This window comes from Brachyspira sp. SAP_772, assembly GCF_009755885.1.
Lineage (GTDB): Bacteria > Spirochaetota > Brachyspiria > Brachyspirales > Brachyspiraceae > Brachyspira.
The window spans coordinates 39,389-61,657 of record NZ_VYIX01000001.1 but is presented as its reverse complement, the minus strand read 5'-3'; the positions used below and the strand labels follow the sequence as shown (position 1 = coordinate 61,657).

Annotated in this window: 13 protein-coding genes; 8 read left to right on the top strand and 5 right to left on the bottom strand. The window is 26.9% G+C overall.

Annotated features, from left to right (window positions below; all coding sequences use genetic code 11):
- Nucleotides 1–10 precede the first annotated feature (10 nt).
- Nucleotides 11–1,399 (top strand): MATE family efflux transporter, encoded by a 1,389-nt coding sequence (locus GQX97_RS00235; protein WP_157149963.1) that lies wholly within the window; start codon nt 11–13, stop codon nt 1,397–1,399.
- Nucleotides 1,400–2,040: 641 nt separating this feature from the next.
- Here the strand turns inward: GQX97_RS00235 and GQX97_RS00230 are convergent.
- Genes GQX97_RS00230 through GQX97_RS00220 form a run of 3 tightly spaced genes read right to left on the bottom strand, consistent with a single transcriptional unit; the run spans nt 2,041 to nt 6,387 of the window.
- Nucleotides 2,041–2,496, bottom strand: a complete 456-nt coding sequence (locus GQX97_RS00230) for a CvpA family protein (protein ID WP_157149962.1) — start codon at nt 2,494–2,496, stop codon at nt 2,041–2,043.
- A gap of 4 nt (nt 2,497–2,500) precedes the next feature.
- Entirely contained in the window at nt 2,501–4,444 is a 1,944-nt protein-coding gene (locus GQX97_RS00225) for a methyl-accepting chemotaxis protein (RefSeq protein ID WP_157149961.1), read from the bottom strand.
- 14 nt (nt 4,445–4,458) lie between these two features.
- Nucleotides 4,459–6,387: a methyl-accepting chemotaxis protein gene (locus GQX97_RS00220; RefSeq protein ID WP_157149960.1), complete on the bottom strand. Its 1,929-nt coding sequence runs from the start codon at nt 6,385–6,387 to the stop codon at nt 4,459–4,461.
- Nucleotides 6,388–6,986: 599 nt separating this feature from the next.
- On the opposite strand from GQX97_RS00220, the gene GQX97_RS00215 reads away from it, so the two are divergent.
- The 7 genes from GQX97_RS00215 to speB all read left to right on the top strand — a co-directional run bounded on the left by GQX97_RS00215 (nt 6,987) and on the right by speB (nt 16,721).
- Complete coding sequence (locus tag GQX97_RS00215; protein ID WP_157149959.1) at nt 6,987–7,658, top strand: hypothetical protein; 672 nt, start codon at nt 6,987–6,989, stop codon at nt 7,656–7,658.
- Nucleotides 7,659–7,875: 217 nt separating this feature from the next.
- Nucleotides 7,876–8,931: a Coenzyme F420 hydrogenase/dehydrogenase, beta subunit C-terminal domain gene (locus tag GQX97_RS00210; protein ID WP_157149958.1), complete on the top strand. Its 1,056-nt coding sequence runs from the start codon at nt 7,876–7,878 to the stop codon at nt 8,929–8,931.
- 247 nt (nt 8,932–9,178) lie between these two features.
- Entirely contained in the window at nt 9,179–11,833 is a 2,655-nt protein-coding gene (locus tag GQX97_RS00205; RefSeq protein WP_157149957.1) for a valine--tRNA ligase, read from the top strand.
- 936 nt (nt 11,834–12,769) lie between these two features.
- Complete coding sequence (speD, locus tag GQX97_RS00200) at nt 12,770–13,582, top strand: adenosylmethionine decarboxylase (RefSeq protein ID WP_157149956.1); 813 nt, start codon at nt 12,770–12,772, stop codon at nt 13,580–13,582.
- The gene (locus GQX97_RS00195; protein ID WP_198391198.1) at nt 13,575–15,020 is read left to right on the top strand and encodes an aminotransferase class I/II-fold pyridoxal phosphate-dependent enzyme; all 1,446 of its coding nucleotides are present in this window, start codon (nt 13,575–13,577) and stop codon (nt 15,018–15,020) included. The genes speD and GQX97_RS00195 overlap by 8 nt, the downstream gene beginning before the upstream one ends.
- Before the next feature lie 5 nt (nt 15,021–15,025).
- Nucleotides 15,026–15,886 (top strand): polyamine aminopropyltransferase, encoded by an 861-nt coding sequence (speE, locus tag GQX97_RS00190; RefSeq protein ID WP_157149954.1) that lies wholly within the window; start codon nt 15,026–15,028, stop codon nt 15,884–15,886.
- On the top strand, nt 15,879–16,721 hold the full coding sequence (gene speB, locus GQX97_RS00185) for an agmatinase (protein WP_157149953.1): 843 nt from the start codon (nt 15,879–15,881) through the stop codon (nt 16,719–16,721). Before speE ends, speB begins: the two co-directional genes overlap by 8 nt.
- Before the next feature lie 136 nt (nt 16,722–16,857).
- On the opposite strand, the gene GQX97_RS00180 is transcribed toward speB, so the two are convergent.
- Nucleotides 16,858–19,413 (bottom strand): BspA family leucine-rich repeat surface protein, encoded by a 2,556-nt coding sequence (locus GQX97_RS00180; RefSeq protein ID WP_157149952.1) that lies wholly within the window; start codon nt 19,411–19,413, stop codon nt 16,858–16,860.
- Nucleotides 19,414–19,656: 243 nt separating this feature from the next.
- On the bottom strand, nt 19,657–22,149 hold the full coding sequence (locus tag GQX97_RS00175; protein ID WP_157149951.1) for a BspA family leucine-rich repeat surface protein: 2,493 nt from the start codon (nt 22,147–22,149) through the stop codon (nt 19,657–19,659).
- Nucleotides 22,150–22,269 lie beyond the last annotated feature (120 nt).

Here is a 22,269-nt window from a genome sequence, read left to right as displayed (position 1 = left end):
TAAACAAAACATGAATAGTAATCATTTGATTAAAAATAAATTATTTGGAAATTGGGATTTTTACAGATTATGCATTTCTATTGCTGTGCCTGTAATGCTTCAGCAGCTTATAATGGGAATGGTATCTCTAATAGACAACTTTATGGTGGCTGAACTCGGTGATATAAAAATGGCTGCTGTAAATGTATCTAATCAGCTTAATTTTATATATTTAGTAATACTCAATACATGTTATGGTGCGGGCGGAATATATATGGCACAAAATGCTGGGGCTGACAACAAAGAAGGTATGCAGCAAGCTTTTAGATTTAAAGTAATACTTCCTTTTACTATATCTGCTATATACATGATATTAATGCTTATAAACCCTGAAATATTCATGCGTTTAATGACAAACGGCAACAATTCACAAGAGGCAATACTAGCTTCAAGCACAAAATATATGAGTATAATAGCATTCACTTTTATACCTATATCAATTTCTGGTGCAATAGGAACTTCATACAGAGAAATAGGCAAACCGCATATACCGCTTATAATATCAGTAATAGCAACATTCTGTAATACTATTGGAAACTACATTCTAATATATGGTAACTTTGGAGCTCCAAGACTTGAAGAGACTGGGGCTGCTATTGCTACTCTCATCGCTAGAATAATAGAGATGATATTATTTATAGTTTACATTAAATTGCATAAAGAAAAGTTTTATGTAAGAACTAGAGAAATTTTAAAAGTAAAACTTAATGTATTTTATTCTATGCTAAAGAAGTCAAGTTTAATATTTTTAAGTGAGATAAGTTGGGGGCTTAGCGAGATGTTTATGACAGCTCTTTACAACAGCAGAGGAGGAGCTGAAACTGTTGCAGGTATGGCATCTGGTTTTACTATAGCTAATATATTTTATTTAGTATTTCAGGGAATATTTGTATCTACTATGGTTGTAGTTGGGGGTACACTTGGAAGGGGTGAACTTGAAGATGCAAGAAATAAGGCAAAGTGGATATTAAATGGTTCTGTTATAGCGGGGGCTGTAGTTGGGATTGTGCAAATGTCTTCTACACTATTAATACCTTTTATATTCTCAAAACTTACTCCCGATGCTCAGGGTATAACTAGAAGTTTAGTAATATTAATAGCTTCATATATGCCTGTTTGGACTTATATCAATGCTCAATTTGCTGTTTCAAGGGCTGGAGGAGATACTATATTTGGTTTCGCTGTAGATGTACCTGTGTCTTTACTTATATTTGCACCTTTGGCTTTGATACTTGCAAAATTCACTACTGTAGGACCTGTTGCTATGTTTGGTATAGCTAAATTATCAGACTTCGCAAAAATTACTATAGGTGTTATAATGCTTAAAAAAGAAAGATGGGTGAGAAAATTGACAGAATAAAACCTATTAGTAAAAAATATATTTTGTCAATTTTTAGTTTTTTATGAATATTAATTATAATTTTTTATGATATAAAATATTGTTGTGTATTAATAGAATATATTTTATTTGTATCTAGAAAATACATATAAAATAATACTATATGTTTTTAACTATACTTCATAAAAATTGCAGTCTTTTTGCTTCTTTGGGTCACCAAAAGAAGTGGGGTGCGGGGCAAAGCCCTGCAAATATTTTATTTAAATAAATGTTTTTTACAAAAAAATTAAGATAATTTCATTGTTCTTTTTCACACAGCTCGCACCCATAGGCACTTCCTTCGGTCGCGGTGCGGACTTCGTCAAAAGAACCAAAAAGTGCGAATGTTTTAGTTTTATATCTTTGGAATATATAAAATAATATCTATATTTTGTATATGCATAAAAAGCTAAACTTTATTAAATGCAGTTCTCGCGAAGCGTATCCGAAGGATATGAGGTTCTTTTATACCAATAAAAGAACTGGGGTGCGCACCCTAAGGGCACGCTTCGCAGGGGGCTAGTCCCCGCAAATAATTATATTTTATTAATTTTTTTATTGTTCTCTTTCCGTGCAAATAATTAAAAATATGATTTCGACAAACTTAAAAGTTTTTAGTATTTTTATACAAAATTATTCATGTAATTATTAGTGTTAAATATATCATATATAAACATCAAAACCTTTGAGCTATATATAATTCCACCATACTCTGTCATATTTAATACAAAATACGATACAATAGAAATTATAAGCGAAACTATAAAAAGCATAACTATTGCACCAAGAATCCTATCCACCCAAGATAAAAATATCATCTTCAAAACTTTTTTTATACTATCAGCCGCCTTTGAAAGTATTATCCTTATAAAAGAATAACTTATAAGAAATGATACTATTTTTAATATAATAGAATGGTCAAAATATTTAGAAGCATGATTATATATAATTGGTGCTATAATAAAAGTGGATATTATTGCTATTACTGGTATTGTAATAGATATAATACCTCTGTAAAAACCATAAATAAATATAAATACTAAAAATATTATTATAACTATATCAATATTATTAAACATACCACTATTTTTTCAATAAAGTTATTATAGGTTTAAAAGCTATACTGCTCTTATTGCTATGAGTGCTTATAATATTTGAAAGCATTTCTATATAAGTGTGTGAAGCAGATGAATAATTACCTATTTTCATTATAACATCATCAAGTTCATCTTTTACTTCTATAATTCTGCTAAAACTTCCTAAAATTTTAATTATATCAGCACCCTGAGAATCTATTTTGAGGTTTAAGCTATTTTGAATATCAAGCATAGCAACGATATTTTCTCTTACAGAAGATACTATATCATTTTGCTCTTCTACTATTTTATACATAACATTATTATATTTTTCTAGTAATTTGAAATTTTCAAACTCTGTAGAAATTTTGCTAATACGTTCTTCTATATTCTTACTATAAGCATCTATCTTATCAAGCATTTGCTTAGTTTCATTTTCTATATTTTTACAATGATCATCTATATAAAATGAAGAATTCTCTATTAAAACCAATCCTCCAAATATATCTGTAAGCATACTCTCTATAGATGCTGTACCCTTTGAAATCTCAAAAGACAACACCCCTATTTCTTTAGATACAACAGAAAAACTTTTACCTAAAACACCAGCTTTTGATGCCTGTATACCAGCATTAATTGAAAGTAAATTGGTTTTATTAGTCATATTCTTTATATATTCTATAGTATCATATATATCTTCTGTTACTTTATTTACATCCTTAAAACTTTCAAAATGTTTTTTTATACTAACTATAGCATTATTAGAACTCTCTTCTATATTGTTTCTTATTTCTTTTAAATCATTATTTAGAGAAGATATTTGTTCATAAGATAAATTAGAAACATTCATATTAGCCATAGTTTGAGCTAATGCCCTAAAATGATCCTGCATTTGATTTTTATACTTATCAAAAAAAGTAAATATAGTATTAGTAAACTTTATACCATCTATAATAAGATGTTTCTTACTCTCTTTTGTATCTATTAATTTATTTTTTGAATCTATAACAGTATTTATTTTAGATTCTATAATGTTTAGAGCATCTTTATTCTCTTTATCTACTTCAAAAACAAACATAGAAGAATCCATAAAATTCTTATCTATAGAGTTTAATTTCTCTGATATTTCATTTATCTCAGTTACAATATTTAAATTAGATTTTAATCTATTATTTAATATGGTATCCTTTCTTATAGATTCTAAAGCATTTCTTGTAAAAGAAGAAAATATAGCAACAGAGCTAATTAAATAAGATAATATAACAGCTAAGTCTAATTTATCAAAATATATATCTTTTCTTAAATTAAAAATCTCTATATTTGTAATAACTAAAACAAAAGATAAAAGATTAGAAAGTATAATAATAGTATTTCCAACTATATTGTATCCAAAAAATATATCAATTACCATAGGCACAAAAGCCATGGCATATATAATTAAACTTAAATAAGTAAGATAAACAAAAAAATTACCATTTCCTATAACACTAAATGCCTTATCTGGATAAGTTCTTAAAGTCGTATTAAAAAATGTATTTTTATTTATTATACTAATAACAACGAGAGAAACTACAACCAATATAGTAATAAATATAATTAAATTACTAAACCCGCCAACAAATTTTTTATTTTTTAAGAAAAATCTATTGTTAATTGGAAGCAAAGCAATAACAAATAAAAATATTATATGATTAATAACATACAGATTTGAAGCTAATACAACATTATTACCAGATATACCTAAAAATATTATAACAAAAGATAATATATTATATACAAGCAAAAATAAAAGTGCTAATTCTACTATAATATAAATACGATCTCTAGTTTTGATAAGCAATATTGTATAAAGCATAATAAATATAAAAACCATAGAAGTACCAACAATAGGTACTAATAATTCTATAATAGAAACATTATATCCCGGTATAAAACTAGTTAATACATCCATATATTCTTATGCCCTTATATTACTTTAGAATATTCATTAATTACTTTTTTAAGATTATCTGAATACTCTAATAATTTTTTAGTTTCATCATCAAGTTTATTTGTTATATCCTCAAAATCTTCACTCGTAGCAACTAATTTATTCATATCTTTCATAATATTTTTTATATCAATATTTTGATTATTAGCATTTTGTGATATATCTGATATATATTCATTAAACTCTTCTATTTTTGTTTTTATGTTCATAAAATCATTTTCTTCATTAACTATAATAGTACTCATATCAGATATAGAATTATACATCTTATCTGTACTCTTTATAATATTAATATTATAATCATTTTGTCTTTCCATAGTATTATTGAATTTTATTAATCTATTATAATGAGAAGAAGTTTCACGTATTAATTCCATAGTACCCGCTTTTATACTATTGCTGGCATAATTATACTTTTTAAAAATTTCTTCTATCTGAAACAAAAGTTTTTGCATATTTTCAGTAATGTTTCCAGTCTCTACTACTAAATCAGCAACCTCTTTAGAAACTACATTAAAGTTATGATACCATTCTCCAGATTTAGAAGCCTGTATACTAGAATTAATAGAGAGGGTTTTTACTTTATCTTGCATGTTTGTCATAAATGATAATATCTTATTTATTTGAAAAGATAATTGGTTAAACACTAAAGTTTTATCTAATATTTTTATTATATCATTTCTTTCTTTCTCTATATTAAGCTGAAACTCTTCAAAACTTCTTAATATCTGAACACTCTCAGATTGTAAAACATAAACTTCTTTTACAGATTCTTGTAATATATTAATATACTCTTCAAGCATATTTTTTTGCATTTCAGAACTAACTTGTAAACTAGGATATGTTTCTATAAGCTGTTCTATTTTTTCTATATTTGTATTACCGTCATTTACTTGGAAATTTTCTATAGTGATAAACTCATTAGTATTATCTATTACTTTAGCTATATCTGTTTTTAAGTTGCTAACAGATAAACTTGTATTTTTTACTTTATCTACTAAAGTACCAACAAGACTATAAAAATGTTCTTTCATCTCAAGTAATTTTGATGAAGTATTCATTGCTGTATTAATAATAATAGCATCTTGAGCTTTAATTGATTCCAAATCATATTTTTCAGCATCAGATTTCTTATAAACAGCATTAATAAAATTAACAGTGTATCCATAAACTGAAAAAACATTAAAAATCATATAAACTAAAGAAAATCTAGAAAAAGAAAAAGCTGGAAATAATAAATAATTACTAGTATATTTAGAAATTCCATTAAAATCATCAAAAAAAGCAAGTGTTATTATAGAAAATAATACTAATGTACCTATATTAACTTTATATATCTTATTAACAAATATTTCATAAAGCAGCATACATATTATTATTACACTATAAACTGAAAATATAAAATCTCTAAAAATATATATAGGTCCTATTTCCCCTCTTATCTTAACACTATTAGAAGCAGAACTATTTAATGTTGTTATTACATCTGTTGTTGAAACAAATAATTGTGAATATATTAAAGCAATAACTAATATTACCATAGATAAAAATATAGCTGCACTTTCTGCCCTATCCAAAAAAGAATGCAATTTATCATTTAGTTTTAGACTATTTTTTGTATATCTAATCCAAGGAAGTATTGTTAATGATACGGCTATTTGTTCTATTCTATACATTAAAAGAGATAATTGCGTATTTTGTATTGAAATAGCAACTATAATATTTATTGTTTCTGAAAGTGTAAAAATAAAACATAGTATAGAAAGTGCTAAAGCTGTTAACTGACTTTCTTGAAATAACTTAAAAAATATATAAAAATGCACTATTATAGCTACAAATGCTATAACAGCTGCTATTGTAGATACACCTAATTCTATAATTACGCTATGAAAAATATAATTCATAATTTACAAAACCTTAATTACTTTATTATATACTATAAACAAATATATTAAAACTATATAAAATTATATATAAAGTATCTTTTATATCATCGGCATTATAGATGTAACTATTTAAAGCAATCATAAAAATGAATATTTTAATATATAAACAATATATATATTAAAATATTAAAACTTAATTAGATATAAAGATATCAAAACTTAACAATTATTAACAAATAAAGCATAATTTTATTTATATTGCAAAATAATTTAATCATAAGGATATAAAAAAATGATTAATATATTTTATGCCAATATACAAACAATATTTTAAAAAATCTATTTGCTATACCCTAGTATAGTGTAGAAAAAAATTAAGTTTTTTTATTTTTTCTTGGAACTTTTATTTTTTATATACGTCTAATAATCATAAAATAAAGCGTAAAATAATAAAAAGGAGGTTAAAAATAAAAAATGATTTGTATTGAAATTAGCTTTAAAAAATTACAAAATTAATTTAGGTAATATACAAGCTTTTATTCATTATTCAAATCAATGACAATTTTATAATTACACGCTACAATTGTTTAAGTAGAAAAACTAAGGAGAAAAAAATTATGAAAAAACTAATTGTATCAATTTCTTTATTGCTGGTAACATCTGTATTAGCATACTCTAACTCTATTGGAATAGGAATGTATATACCATTGGGCGGAAGTATTCCTAGTCTCTATCAAAACAATGATTTAAATCCAAATTTAACATTATCACCAAAAACTGCATTTGAAATGGGAGTTATATTTAATCCCAGAGTTACTTTTAATGTAAATGAATATAACGATGTATCTATAGGTGTAGATGTTGGTTGGTATAGAGATACATTTAAATTTGATAATGGTTCACAAAACTTTACACATGAATTTGATACTGTTATGACAGGTCTTAATTTTAGATGGCGTCCTTCAATATTTCAATTAGGCATAGGAGGGGGTGTTAAATTTCCTTTTATAGGTAAATATTGGGAAGGAAATAATAATACTACTTTAAGCGGAGGAAATTTCTCATCAAGATTTAATAATGTTTTAATACCTTATATAAGACTTTATACAGGTATAGACTTATCTATTATAAGTTTATCATTATATGTTAACTTTGATATACCAAATATGCAAATAAAAGATAATTTATCTGCATTAGGAGCAGGATATGCATATCCCGGAAAGTTGGGGTCTGTTGATATAGGTGCTCAAATAGGTTTATACTTAGATATATTTGATTTTGGTGAATAATAATAATTCATATATTTAAAAAGTTTTATAATGTATTTTGCTTTATTATTTTTATAACTTGTGTTTATTATAATATGTGATATCATATAAAAATATGATAAGTTAGGAATAATAAATGACAAGAGATAATTATATACTTTTATCATTCAAATAAAAACAATGTTTCAATATTGTAAAATATATTGAAGCGTTGTTTTTTATTTTTAGGATTTTAGCGATGAAAAATAACAGTATAGATATTTTAAATAAAGCAGAATGTACAGGATGCAGAGTTTGTTATCAAATATGCCCGCATAATGCTATAGAAATGAAAGAATCCAAAGAATGTGTTTATCATCCTATTATAAATGAAGAAAAATGTACTAACTGCGGACTATGTGTAAAAAAATGTCATGCTCTAAATGATAATTTTAATAAAGATTTCAATCAGTTAATATATGATGTAAGGGCAAATGATGAAATAAGAATGAAAAGCTCTTCGGGTGGAGTGTTTACTCTTTTAGCTGATTATGTATTCGATAATAACGGATATGTATGCGGAGTTAGTTTTACCGATGATTGGCTTGGAGTTGAACATATATTTATTAATAATAAAAAAGATTTAGACAAATTAAGAGGCTCTAAGTATATAGAAAGTAATTTAGGAAATACTTTTATAGAGATAAAAAAAATGCTTTCTGATAAAAAATTAGTTTTATTTAGCGGATGTCCTTGTCAAGTATCTGCTTTAAAATCATATTTATCTAAAGATTATGATAATTTAATTACTATAGATTTATTTTGCGATAGTATAGTTCCTCAGAAAATATGGGAAAAATATTTAAAAGACAGATTTACTGATGATGAAATAAAAGATATGGAGTATATAAGTTTTAGAGACAAAGATAAATTCGGATGGGAGGCAGGAGGAATATATTTTAGATTAAAGAACAAAGAATATATTGAAAAGAACAGCTCATATATGAAAGCATTTCTAAATCATACTGGCGTAAAAGAAGAATGTTTAAATTGTAAATATAGAAGATATGAAAGAGTTGGAGATATTTCTATTGGCGATAATTGGGCTGTAGAAGAATATGATAATAAAGGTGTTTCTTTAGTAATAATAAACACTTATAAAGGAAATAATATATTTCAAAAAATAAAAGAATATTCTAAGTATATAGATGTTACTAAAAATAGGCCTTTTAATGGGGGATTAGGAGGCAATATAACTGTATTGGGTAACAGAAAATGTTTTTTTGACAATTTACATAAAGAATCTATGAAATAAGTAATATAGTGTTTCAGTTTAATTTTAGATGTTTTTATATACAATGTTATTTTTAATTTAGTACATATATCAAAAAATTAAATTATGCCCATTAAAATTTTATTAACATAAACATACTTGTTACTATTTTTTAATCACAATAAAATTAATAATTGAAAAATATTGTATATAGTATAAAATATCATATCAATTTTGAAGATTATTATATATTTATTTAATTATATTGATTCATTGGAGGAAAAAGAATATGAAACATACTTTAGAAGGGCCATACACCCCTAAGAACATTGAAGACAAATTATATAATTTCTGGAAAACTAGCGGATTTTTTCATGCAGTTATGGATAAAAATAAAGAACCATATTCTATAGTCATACCTCCTCCAAATGTTACAGGCGTACTTCATATGGGACATGGTCTCAATAATACGCTTCAGGATATACTTATAAGATTTCATAGAATGCTTGGAAAATGCACTTTATGGATGCCGGGTACTGACCATGCAGGAATCGCTACTCAGAATGTTGTTGAAAGAAGATTAAAAGCTGAAGGCAAAAATAAGCATGATTTAGGAAGAGAGGCTTTTGTTAAAAAAACTTGGGAAGTAGCTAATGAGCATCACTCTATAATAGTAAAGCAATTAGAGAAAATAGGATGTTCATGCGATTGGGAGAGAGAGAGATTTACTCTTGATGAGGGATTAAGCAATGCTGTTAGAGAGGTATTTGTTGAGCTTTATAATCAGGGTTTAATATATAGAGGAAAATATCTTATTAACTATTGTCCAAGCTGCGGCACTGCTTTGGCTAATGATGAAGTTGAACACGAAGAAGTTGCTGGTGCTTTATATCATGTTAAATACCAAATAGAAGGAAAAGATGAGTATATTGAAATAGCTACTACAAGACCTGAAACAATTTTGGCAGACGTTGCTATTGCTGTTCACCCAGATGATGAAAGATATGCACATCTTACAGAACAAGACGTTTTAATACTTCCTATAGTTGGAAGAAAATTAAAACTTGTAAAAGATACTTATGTTGATAAAGAGTTTGGTACAGGAGCTTTAAAAATTACTCCAGCTCATGACCCTAATGACTTTGCTATAGCTCAAAGACATAATTTAGAAATAATAAATATACTTAATGCAGACGGTACATTTAATGAAAACACTCCATCTAACTATCAAGGAAAAACTGTAAAAGAAGCAAGAGATTTAATTATAAAAGAGCTTGAAGAGATAGGTGCATTCGTTGGAAAGGATAATATCAAGCACCAAGTAGGACACTGTTATAGATGTCATAATGTTGTAGAGCCTTATTATAGTGACCAATGGTTTGTAAAAATGAAGCCATTAGCAGAAAAGGCATATAAGGCTGTTAATGACGGCAATACAAAAATATATCCTGAAAGATGGATTAACACTTACAATCACTGGATGACTGATATTAGAGATTGGTGTATAAGCAGACAATTATGGTGGGGACATAGGATTCCTGTTTGGTACTGCGATGACTGCGGCGAGATGATGGTTTCAAAAACTGATATTACAGAATGCTGTAAATGTAAAAGCAAAAATATTCATCAAGATGAAGATGTGCTTGATACTTGGTTTTCTTCTTGGTTATGGCCTTTTTCTACTTTCGGCTGGCCTGAAGTTAATGAAGAGTTAAAATATTTCTACCCTACTACTGCACTTGTTACAGGTTATGATATATTATTCTTCTGGGTTGCTAGAATGATTATAGCAGGTACTCATTTTATGAATGATGTGCCTTTTAAAGATGTTTATCTTAATGGACTTATAAGAGATAAAATCGGAAGGAAGATGTCTAAGAGTTTAGGAAATGGTATTGACCCTATAGAAATTATAGACGAGCATGGAGCTGATGCATTTAGATTTACTTTATCATTTATAACTTCATTAGGCGGACAAGATATTTGGCTTGACAGAGAACTTTTCAAAATGGGCGGAAAGTTTGCTAATAAAATCTATAACAGTGCTAAATATATTTTTGGAAACATTGAAGATAATGCTAATATAAAAGATTTAGACAGCTACACTCTTGAAAATAAAGACAAATGGATATTATCAAGACTTCAGAAAGCTATTGAATCAACTACTCAGAAATTAAAAGAATATAGATTCGATGAAGCTTCTCAGACAATTTATAAATTCTATTGGAATGAGTTTTGCGATTGGTATATAGAAATAAGTAAATTCGATTTGAAAGATGAAAGCAAGAAAGAAAAAACTATTGCTGTTCTTTTATATGTACTTGAAGAATCAATGGCTATGATTCACCCATTTATGCCATTTATCACAGAAGAGATTTATTCTAATTTACCAAAACATAATATTAATTCAAAAGCATTGATGATTAGAGAGTATCCAAAAGCTAATAATAAATATATATTTGAAGATATAGAAAAAGATTTCAACTTAATTCAAGATATAGTATCAGGAATAAGAAATTCCCGCTCATCATTTAATTTACCTCCAAACAAAAAACTTGATGTAATAATTCGTTATAGTTCAGATTATTTCAAAAATACTTCAGAAAGCTATAAAGATATTATATCAGCACTTTCACTTACAGAGTCATTAAATATAGTCTCTTCAAAAGATAGTGAAAGAAATAAAGGCTCATTTGTTAAAGTGTTTGAAGGCGGAGAGATAAATGTTAATCTTGTTGGCATAATAGATTTAGAAGCAGAGAAGAAGAGATTAGAAAAAGAAGCGGCAGGCTACAAAAAAGATTTGGAAGCTGTAAACAAAAAACTTTCTAATGAAAATTTTATAAAAAAAGCTAGACAAGAAGCTATTGACACAGAAAACAGAAAGAAAAAAGAGTTTGAAGATAAACTGAAGGGTATAGAGGAAGTTTTGGCTTCTTTATAATTTTTAATAATATTTTATAATTAAAAGCTTGGCTTATGTTTATTGATGTAAGTCAAGTTTTTTTATTTTAACTAAGATAAAAAACTATATTTTCTAAATTTTTATATTGTTCTTTTTCCCGCAGCTCGCGGTGCGGACTTCGTCAAAAGAACCAAAAAGTGCAAATACTACAACTTTATATTTTACAATATATCCTCAATATAATATAATATTAACATACACCTAAAGGTAGATTTCATTAAATGCAGTTCTTTTGGTTCTTTTATACCAATACCACGGGCACTTCCTCCGGTCGTAAAAGAACTGGGGTGCGGGGGCTAGTCCCCGTAAATAATAAAAGATTATTTTTGATAAAATACATTTTTTATATATAAAAAGAATAATTAAAAACTTGGCTTATGTTTATTGATGTAGGTCAGGTTTTTATTTCAAGTAAAATATAATATTAAATCTTTTGATTGTTATTTAAATATATTTACACAAAATTTTGTTTACATAATTCATAAATTTTCTTATCAAAAATATACAAAAACTACTAAAAAACTATTGCACAAAAATCAAAAAAATATATAATTCCTAATCGTAATAGAAAATCGAGTGGTTTATTTGATTCCTATTGCATCCATTTTGGTAAAAATATTTTGACCTTAACCTTTAAAAAGGGGAAAAGAGGCCATACGGACAGCCGGGTCAAAAGCCGATTTGCGATTCAATCGTGTTAATTTATTTATAAGGTATAAACGTACTTGTGAATGATCAACATGAGCAGTAAAAGTAGAAATTACTGTATAGGCTCAAATAAACTAATATTCATAAATAGTTAAGATCTAATCAAGTACAATTATTTATCTTTATGTAAGGAAACTTATGTTAGAAAAATAATTGTATTTTTTTATCTAAGATTTCCTTCTATACAATATTGTTAGGAGGATTTTTATGCCAGACAAAATTAAACTATATGGGTTTAATAATCTCACAAAAAGTTTAAGCTTCAATATCTATGATGTATGCTATGCTAAAACGGAACAGGAACAAATGAAGTATATAGATTATATTGATGAGCAATATAATTCTAAAAGACTTACAGAAATTTTATGCAATGTAACCAATTTAATAGGTGCTCATATTCTAAACATATCAAAACAAGACTATGACCCTCAAGGTGCAAGCGTAACTATACTTATTTCTGAAGAGCCTCTAAAAGATACTTTATTAGATGAAACATGCAACAAAGGAAATATCCCATTTGTAGAAAAAGAAACAGTATGTGCACATTTGGATAAAAGCCATATCACAGTTCACACCTACCCCGAATATCACCCCAACAAAAGCATATCATCATTTAGAGTTGATATTGATGTGTCTACCTGCGGTAAAATATCTCCGCTTAAAACTCTTAATTATCTTATTCAATGTTTTGATTCTGATATAATATCTATAGACTACAGAGTAAGAGGTTTTACTAGAACAGTAGACGGCAAGAAGTGTTTTATAGACCACAAAATAACAAGCATACAAGATTATATAAGCGAAGAGATACAAGAGAAGTATGATGCTCATGATGTTAATATATATGGTTCTAATATTTTCCATACTATGATGATAATTAAAGAATTAAATTTAAGTAATTATTTATTTGGAAAAGATGTTAATGAATTTACTCCAAAAGAGAGATTAAAAATATCGAATGACCTTCGTGAGGAGATGATAGAAATATATTCAGGAACAAATATATATGACAATGAATAATCAGAAAAGAACCCCTATTGTTGATGCATTAAATAAATACAGAAAAAAACGTATAGTAAGTTTTGATGTTCCGGGACACAAACAGGGCAAAAGCACAAAAGTTCTTGCCAATATTTTAGGAGAGAAATGCGTGCATATAGATTATAATTCATCAAAGCCCTTAGATAATGCAACTCACCCTATAGGAATAATAAAAGAAGCTCAAGAGTTAATGGCTGAAGCATTTAAGGCTAAGGAATCTTTTTTAATGGTTGGAGGCACCACTTCAGCTGTACAGGCTATGATATTTACTGCGTGTAAGCATGGAGATAAAATAATACTTCCGAGAAATGTTCATAAAAGTGCTATAAACGCTTTAGTGTTGTGCGGGGCTATACCTATATATGTAAATCCGGGAGTTAATAAAGAATTAGGCATATCTCTTGGAATGAGTGTAGAAGATATAAAAAAAGCAATAGAAAAACACTCTGATGCTAAGGCTATATTTATTAATAACCCAACCTATTATGGAATATGTTCTGATTTAAAGAAAATAGTAAAATTGGCACATGAAAAAGGCATGATGGTTTTGGCAGATGAAGCCCATGGAACACATTTTTATTTTGGGGAGAATCTTCCTATAACTGCTATGGAGGCAGGAGCTGATATGAGCTGTGTAAGTCTTCACAAAACAGGAGGCTCTCTCACTCAATCATCTGTACTTTTAATAAATGATAATGTAAATGGAAATCATGTAAGACAAATAATAAATCTCACTATGACTACAAGCCCTAGTTATATACTTATGAGCAGTTTGGATATAGCAAGAAGCGAATTAGCAATTAATGGAAAAGAGATTTTTAAAACAGTTGTAAATATGGCTGATTATGCTAGAAAAGAAATAAACAAAATAGGCGATTATTATGCTTTTGGGGAAGAGATAGTAAATAATAATGATGTATATGCTTTTGATAATACAAAACTTTGCATACATACCAGAAAAATAGGACTCGCTGGAATTGAGGTATATGATAAGCTTAGAGATGAATACAATATACAAATAGAGTTTGGAGATATTGGAAACATTTTAGCTATAATATCTGTAGGCGACAGAACTCTTGAATTAGAACGCTTAATTGCGGCTTTGGCAGAATTAAAAAGAAAATATAAAAAAGACTATACTCATTTATTTGACCATGAATATATTAACCCAATAGTAAAATATAGTCCTCAAAAAGCTTTTTATAGTAACAAGCATTCTGTGTTATTGGATAATTCAGCAGGAAAAACTTCGGCTGAATTTGTTATGGCATATCCCCCGGGAATACCTATAATAGCACCCGGTGAAGAAATTACAGAAGAGATAATCACTTATATAAAATATGCAAAAGAAAAAGGCTGTGTAATGCAAGGCACAGAAGATATAGAATTAAATAATATACAAATAATGGAGGAATAATAAAAATGGATCTTTGGTACACAGAAAATCATACTGAAGAAGTAAAATTTTCAATAAAGGTAGAAAAACAATTATATTCTGCACAAACTAACTTTCAGAGAATAGATGTATTTGAATCAAAAGAGTTTGGAAAGTTCTTTACATTAGACGGCTTAATTATGGTAACTGAAAAAGATGAGTTTATTTATCATGACATGATAGTGCACATACCTATGGCAAGCAATAGCAATATTAAAAATGTATTGGTTATAGGCGGAGGAGACGGAGGCACTGTAAGAGAATTAACACGCTACAAAACTATAGAAAAAATACATATGGTAGAAATAGATGAACAAGTTGTAGAAACATGCAAAAAATATTTTCCTACAACAACTTCAGGATTAAGCGATAAAAGAGTTACATTATATTTTCAAGACGGACTTAAATTTGTAAGAGATGCTAAAGAAGGAGAATACGATTTAATAATAGTAGATTCAACAGACCCATTCGGACCGGGAGAAGGATTATTTACAAAAGAGTTTTACGGCAATTGTCATAAAGCATTAAGCAAAGACGGAATATTAGTAAATCAGCATGAATGTCCTTATTACAGCGATTATGCTTATAATATGCAAAGAGCTCATAGAAACATATATGAAACTTTTAATATAGCTAAAGTTTATCAAGTACATATACCAACATACCCAAGCGGACATTGGCTTTTCGGATTTGCTTCAAAAACTATAGACCCTATAAAAGACCTTAAAGAAGAAGAGTGGCTAAAACATAATTTAGATACTAAATATTATAATTTAGATATACATAAAGGCTGTTTTGCTTTACCTACTTATGTAAAAAAATTATTAGAGGAATCTCATCATGAATAATCAGCCTAATATATTTATGGCACTTGATTCTAGTTTTGAAGAAAGCAGTATAGTTTTGTTCGGTGCTCCCTATGACGGCACGGTGAGCTATAGACCCGGTACAAGGTTTGCTCCTCAGTCTATAAGACAAGAATCTTTCGGAATAGAAACTTACTCTCCATATCAAGAAAAAGATTTAGAAGATTTGAAAGTTTTTGATTATGGTGATTTAGAGCTTCCAATGGGAAACAGAGAAAAGGCACTTGATATAATATACAAAACAACTAAAGAAATAACTGATAATAATAAAATACCATTTATGATAGGCGGAGAACATCTTGTAACATTGCCTGCATTTAAGGCTGTATTAGAAAAATATAATGATTTGGTGCTTATACAATTTGATGCTCATGCTGATTTAAGAAATGATTATTTAGGAGAAGAATTAAGTCATGCATGCGTAATGCAAAGATGCTACCAAATTATGAAGTCAAAAGAATTATATCAATTTGGAATAAGGTCTATGACTAAAGAAGAACATAACTTTGCAAATAAGCATACTGTGTTAGAAAAGTTTTCAGCAAATACTGTGCTTGAAGCAAAAGAAAAAATAAAAGATAAACCAGTATACATAACTATAGACCTTGATGTATTAGACCCCTCTATATTCTCTGGAACAGGCACTCCTGAACCGGGCGGATTAACATATAAAGAATTACAAAAAGCTATACTTGATATGAGAGGCTTAAATATAGTAGGTTTAGATGTTAATGAACTTTCTCCAGATTATGACCATAGCAAAGTATCAACTATAACAGCTTGTAAGGTGATAAGAGAATTATTAATGATAGTATAAATTTTTTAATAAGAGTATATGAATCAATATACTCTTATTAAACTTTTAAATTATTCTTAAACAAAACATTCTAAAAATTTAAATTTACTATAATTATTTACACACAATTCTAAACTTAGATAAAATAATAATAATCTTATAATAAATCTCTCAATTTTAAACCACAAATTATAAACACTAAAAAACTATAAATAAATCTGCTGCTAACTTTTTTATAATTTTTATTTCCAAAACTAATATTAATTTTTATTATATCATCATATTCTGTATTTTCATCAATATCTGCAGACATTGAAAATATATCATCATCATTTGAAGTGAATGTATATGTTATAGTCTCTCCAAACTTATCATTAGTATGCATTTCATATCTTTTAGCAAAATCTCTAAAAGCTCCGTAAGTTCCTTCTATGCTAGAGAATTTTTTTATTTCTTTTTGCAAGTTTTTCTTATCTAATTTTACTACTTTTAATTGTTCTAAAGGCTGTGATAATTTATAACGCTCAAACTGTTTTATCCATTTATCTATAATTTCATCACTCATCTCTACAGGGCTTGCTAAACCAACAAAACTATCATTATTAATTTTTATTTCTTTATCTTCAGAATCTATATACTTACCTTCTCCTAAATATCTAAAAGTAGCTATAATTTTTTTGTCTTTATCATAGAAATTCCATATTAAAGTTGAAGCAAATTTATTCATTAAAACATTATCAATAAAATATTCTCTAAATAAATCATAACTATATATTTCACCGTCTATTAATATAATGCTTAAAAGATAAGAATTAGCCCTCATAAACTTATTTATTTCTTTTTCTATGGATTTTATTTCTTCTTTTAATTCCTCATCAAATTTGTTAGGCATATTTTTTAATGTTTTATTATTTTTTATATCAAACAAACTTAAAGAATAATCATTATTTAAAATTAATTTATAATCTTTATTTAACTCTCTTTCTCCCTTAGAATTAAATTCAAAATCTGGCAAGCTCTTTAATTTAAACTCACTATAGCTAATATTCATTTGTTCAAGCACTTCATCAATTATTTTTAAAGCTTCTTTTTTAATATCACTTTTCTTTGTAGTTGTATATATTTCGTATAATAATTTAAGAGCGTATTTGCTTTCTATATTAAGTTTTATTAGTGAAAGAAAAAACATTGAATCGAATTTCAATTCATATATATCTTTTAAAGCTTCATCTCCTCCGTATATCCCATAAATCAAACAAGCAGCATCTCCCTTATTTTCTAAATAGAACTCTTTAATTTGCTTTATAAATGATTTTTTATCAAACAAGTTTACTATATCATCAATTCTTTTTAATCTTATAATATTTTTTAAAGACAAATATTCTGAATATATATATTTTATTACTTTAATATTAACTTCTCTTGATTTATCTTTTACAAGCACATGGCATTCTTTTATAAACTTAAGTCTTTTATCTTCTTTATAATTATTTTTTATATAATTTTCTGCATCATCTATATTTGTAAAATTATCTTCAGAGAGAGAAAGCTCTTCTTTAAAATTACTTTCTATTTTTTTTCTTAATCTTACAACTTTTTTATTTTTATCTTTAAGTATTAAATTATATACTTCTTTTGCATTATTATTTGTTATAGTGATACAATCTTCATCAGAACCATAAAAAGCCTTAACATATATTTTTAATCTTAAACCTAATCTTTCATAATCATCGCAAAAAGTGCCTATATTCTCTAAACTATCCAAGTTCCAATTTTCTAAAGACTCATAATGATTAAACACTGCCGCAAATCTAAATAGTCCTGCTATAGTAGTTACTTTTTGTGTGTCCCATTTATCAAGAGGCTGATTAAACTCTTTTGCTAAATAAAACAAGCAGTCCATATTTTCTACTTTGGAAACATTCCAGCTATTTAAAGGCTGATTAAATTTACGGCATGAAAAAAATGTATTTTCCATTGTTTCAACATTAGAAGTGTTCCATTTATCTAAAGGCTGATTGAACTTTTCGCATTCCCTAAACAAAGATTCCATATTTTTTACATTAGAAACGTCCCAATCATTAAGAGACTGATTAAAGCTATGGCAATAACGAAACGTATTTGATAAGTTTTCAACTTGAGAAATGTTCCAATTATTTAATGGCTGATTAAACTCCTTAGCCCAAGCAAACATATAAGACATATCTTGAACATTAGAAGTGTCCCATTTATCAAGAGCTTGATTAAATTTTTCACAATGCTGAAACATACCTCTCATATCTTTTACTTTAGAAGTCTTCCAATTATTTAAATCCTGATTAAACTCTTTCGCTCCAAAAAACATAAAAGCCATATCTTCAACATTTGAAACGTCCCATTTATCTAAAGGCTGATTAAAATTAGAACAATAAGTAAACATATTATTCATGTTTTTAACTTTAGATACATTCCAATTATTTAAATTAGGATTAAAATCTGTCATAGAATATTTTCCCATAAGATGATAATCCATATATGCAAACATCATCTCCATATTTGTAACATTAGAAACGTCCCAATCTTCTATGCCTTCAAAATCTTTTCTTTTACTTTTATAAAAAAGTTCACTCATATCTGTGATAAGACTTGTATCAATATCGTAGAGTTTTATATCGTTGTTGGTGAATACTAATTTTTTTAATTCTTTTTTTGTTGCTGGTTTATATTTTTTCATAATCTCATATCCTAATTACAAATTTAAATATATCACTAAATTAAATACTAAAAATTATTTATATATACTAAAAATTTTTCAGTTTGTAAATTTTTATGTTGTTCTTTTTCCCGCAGCAAAAAGAACCAAAAAGTGCAAATAAAACATAATACTCAACTATGTTGTATAACACAAATACTTATTTTAGTCGTAAAATAACTAGAGTGTGCGGTACCCAGGCAAATATTACAAATTATTTTTTAATTAAAATAAATCTGTCAATCTAAAATCATGAATCATCAATATTAATAAACTATAAATAAATCTTTTACTTGTTTTTTCTCCATTTTCAAAATAAATATTAATCTTTACTTTATCGCTGTAGCTTCTGTCAGCATTAACATCTGCAGTTATTAAAAAGCTATTTCCATCATCTGACTCAAATGAATATGACTTAATAACTTTATATCCTACAAAATCCGCATCCATATCGTATCTGCTTCCAAAATTCTTAAAAACAACATAGCTTATTTCCATATTTTGAAGCTTCTCTATTTCTTTTTGCAAATTATTTTTATCTAATTTTATAAGTGATAATTGTTCTAATGGCTGAGATAGTTCATAATCTTCAAGCTGCTTTCTCCATTTAGCTATAATTCCATCGTCCATTTCTACAGGGCTTGCTAAACCCACAAAACTATTATCATCAATTTTTATTTCTTCATCATCACAGTTTGAATAGCTTCCGTCTCCTGAATATCTAAAAGTCGTTAAGAACTTATAATCTTTGTCATATAGATTCCATATCAATGTTGATGCAAACTTATTCATCATTATATTATCAACAAAAACATCTTTATAAAAATCATAACTATATATTTTGCCATCTATTAACAAAACACTCAAAAGATGAGAAGTATTTTTTATAAAGTCAACTACTTCTTTTCTCAAACTTTTTATCTCTTCTTTTAACTGTTCAGGAAGGTTTTGAGGTGTCTTTTTAAGTTCTTTATTATTTTTTATGTCAAATAAAGTAAGGGTATAATCACTATTTAAAATTAATTTATAATCTTTATTTAAAAGCATCTCACCTTCAGAATTAAATAACAAATTTGAAGAAAATCTTAATTGAAACTCATTATAGTCAATATCCTTTCTCTTCATCACTTCCTCAACCAAATTATAAGCTTCATAACGAACTTCAGATTTTTTTGTGTTTGTATATATTTTGTATAATAACCTAAGTGCATATTTACTTTCAATATTTAATTTAATTATTAAAAGAGAAAGTTTTGTATCTTGTTCTTTTTTATATATATTATATAAAGCTTCATCTCCCCCATATATACAATAAATAATAGCAGCAGTTTCTTTATTAGTTTTATCATAAATATTTTTAATAAACTTTATGAATGATTCTTTATCAAGCAAATTAATTATATTGTCAATTTGTATCAATCTTTTAACATCTCTTTTAAGAAGCAAATATTCCAAGTATATATATTTTAAAACTTTATTGTCAACTTCTCTTGATTTATCTTTTATCAAAACCTTATAATCACTTATAAAGCTTACTTTCTTATCATCTTTTTTATTATAATTATTTTCAACATACTTTTCTGCTTCTTCTATAGTTTTGAAATTATAATTTTCTGTAACAGATGAAAGTTCTTCGCTAAACTCGCTTTCTAATCTCTTTTTAAATGACAAAACTTTTTTGTTTGTGTCTTTTGATATTGAATTATATACTTCTTTAACATTCTCTTTTGTGATATTTAAATAATCTTTATAAGAACCATAAAATGCCTGAAGATAAGCTTTAATTCTTAAAGGCAGTTCTTCATACCTGTTAAAACATAAATTACTCATTTCTGATACTTTATTTAAATCCCAGTTTGCTAATGAGTCAAAACTATTATAACCTTCAGCAAAATCAAATATTCCAAACATTGTTTTTAATTTTTTTGTATCCCATTTATCAAGCGGCTGATTAAAAGATTCAGTACTACGAAACATAGATTCCATAGTTTTCACATTGGAAACATTCCAACTATTTAAAGGCTGATTAAATTTAAAACATTCATTAAACATCCCCTCCATAGTTTTTACATTAGAAACGTCCCAATCATTAAGAGGCTGATTAAAATTAACACATGTACTAAACATATACCCCATATCTTCAACTTTACTAACATTCCAATTATTTATATTTTGATTAAACGCTTTAGCATAATTAAACATAGCCCTCATAGTTGTAACATTAGAAACGTCCCACTTCTCTAAAGGCTGATTAAAACTTTCCGCTGCCTGAAACATACCGCTCATATTTGTTACATTTGATACATTCCAAGTATTTAAAGGCTGATTGAATTTCTTACAATTATCAAACATTCTAAACATATCCTCAACATTAGAAACGTCCCATTTATCTAAAGGCTGATTAAAATCATGACAATAATAAAACATGAAACTCATATGCTTAACTTTAGATACATTCCAATTATTAAGATTATGATTAAACTTAGCTTTAGAACGGCTTTCAAAACTATCATAACTCATAAAAGCAAACATATATGACATATCTTCAACATTAGAAACGTCCCACTCTTCTATGCCTTCAAAATCTTTTCTTTCACTTTTATAAAAAAGCTCACTCATATCTGTTATAAGACTAGTATCTACATCATAGAGTTTTATTCCATCAGTATATACTAATTTTTCTAATTCTTCTTTTGTTGTTGGTTTATATTTTTTCATAAGTTCCTCCTAAACATTGTTCTATAATTTTATCATATATTAAAAATTTTGTGTTTTATCAAAAAATAAATATTTATTGTTTTTTTATTTGCACTTTTTATTCTTTGATGAAGTACGTAC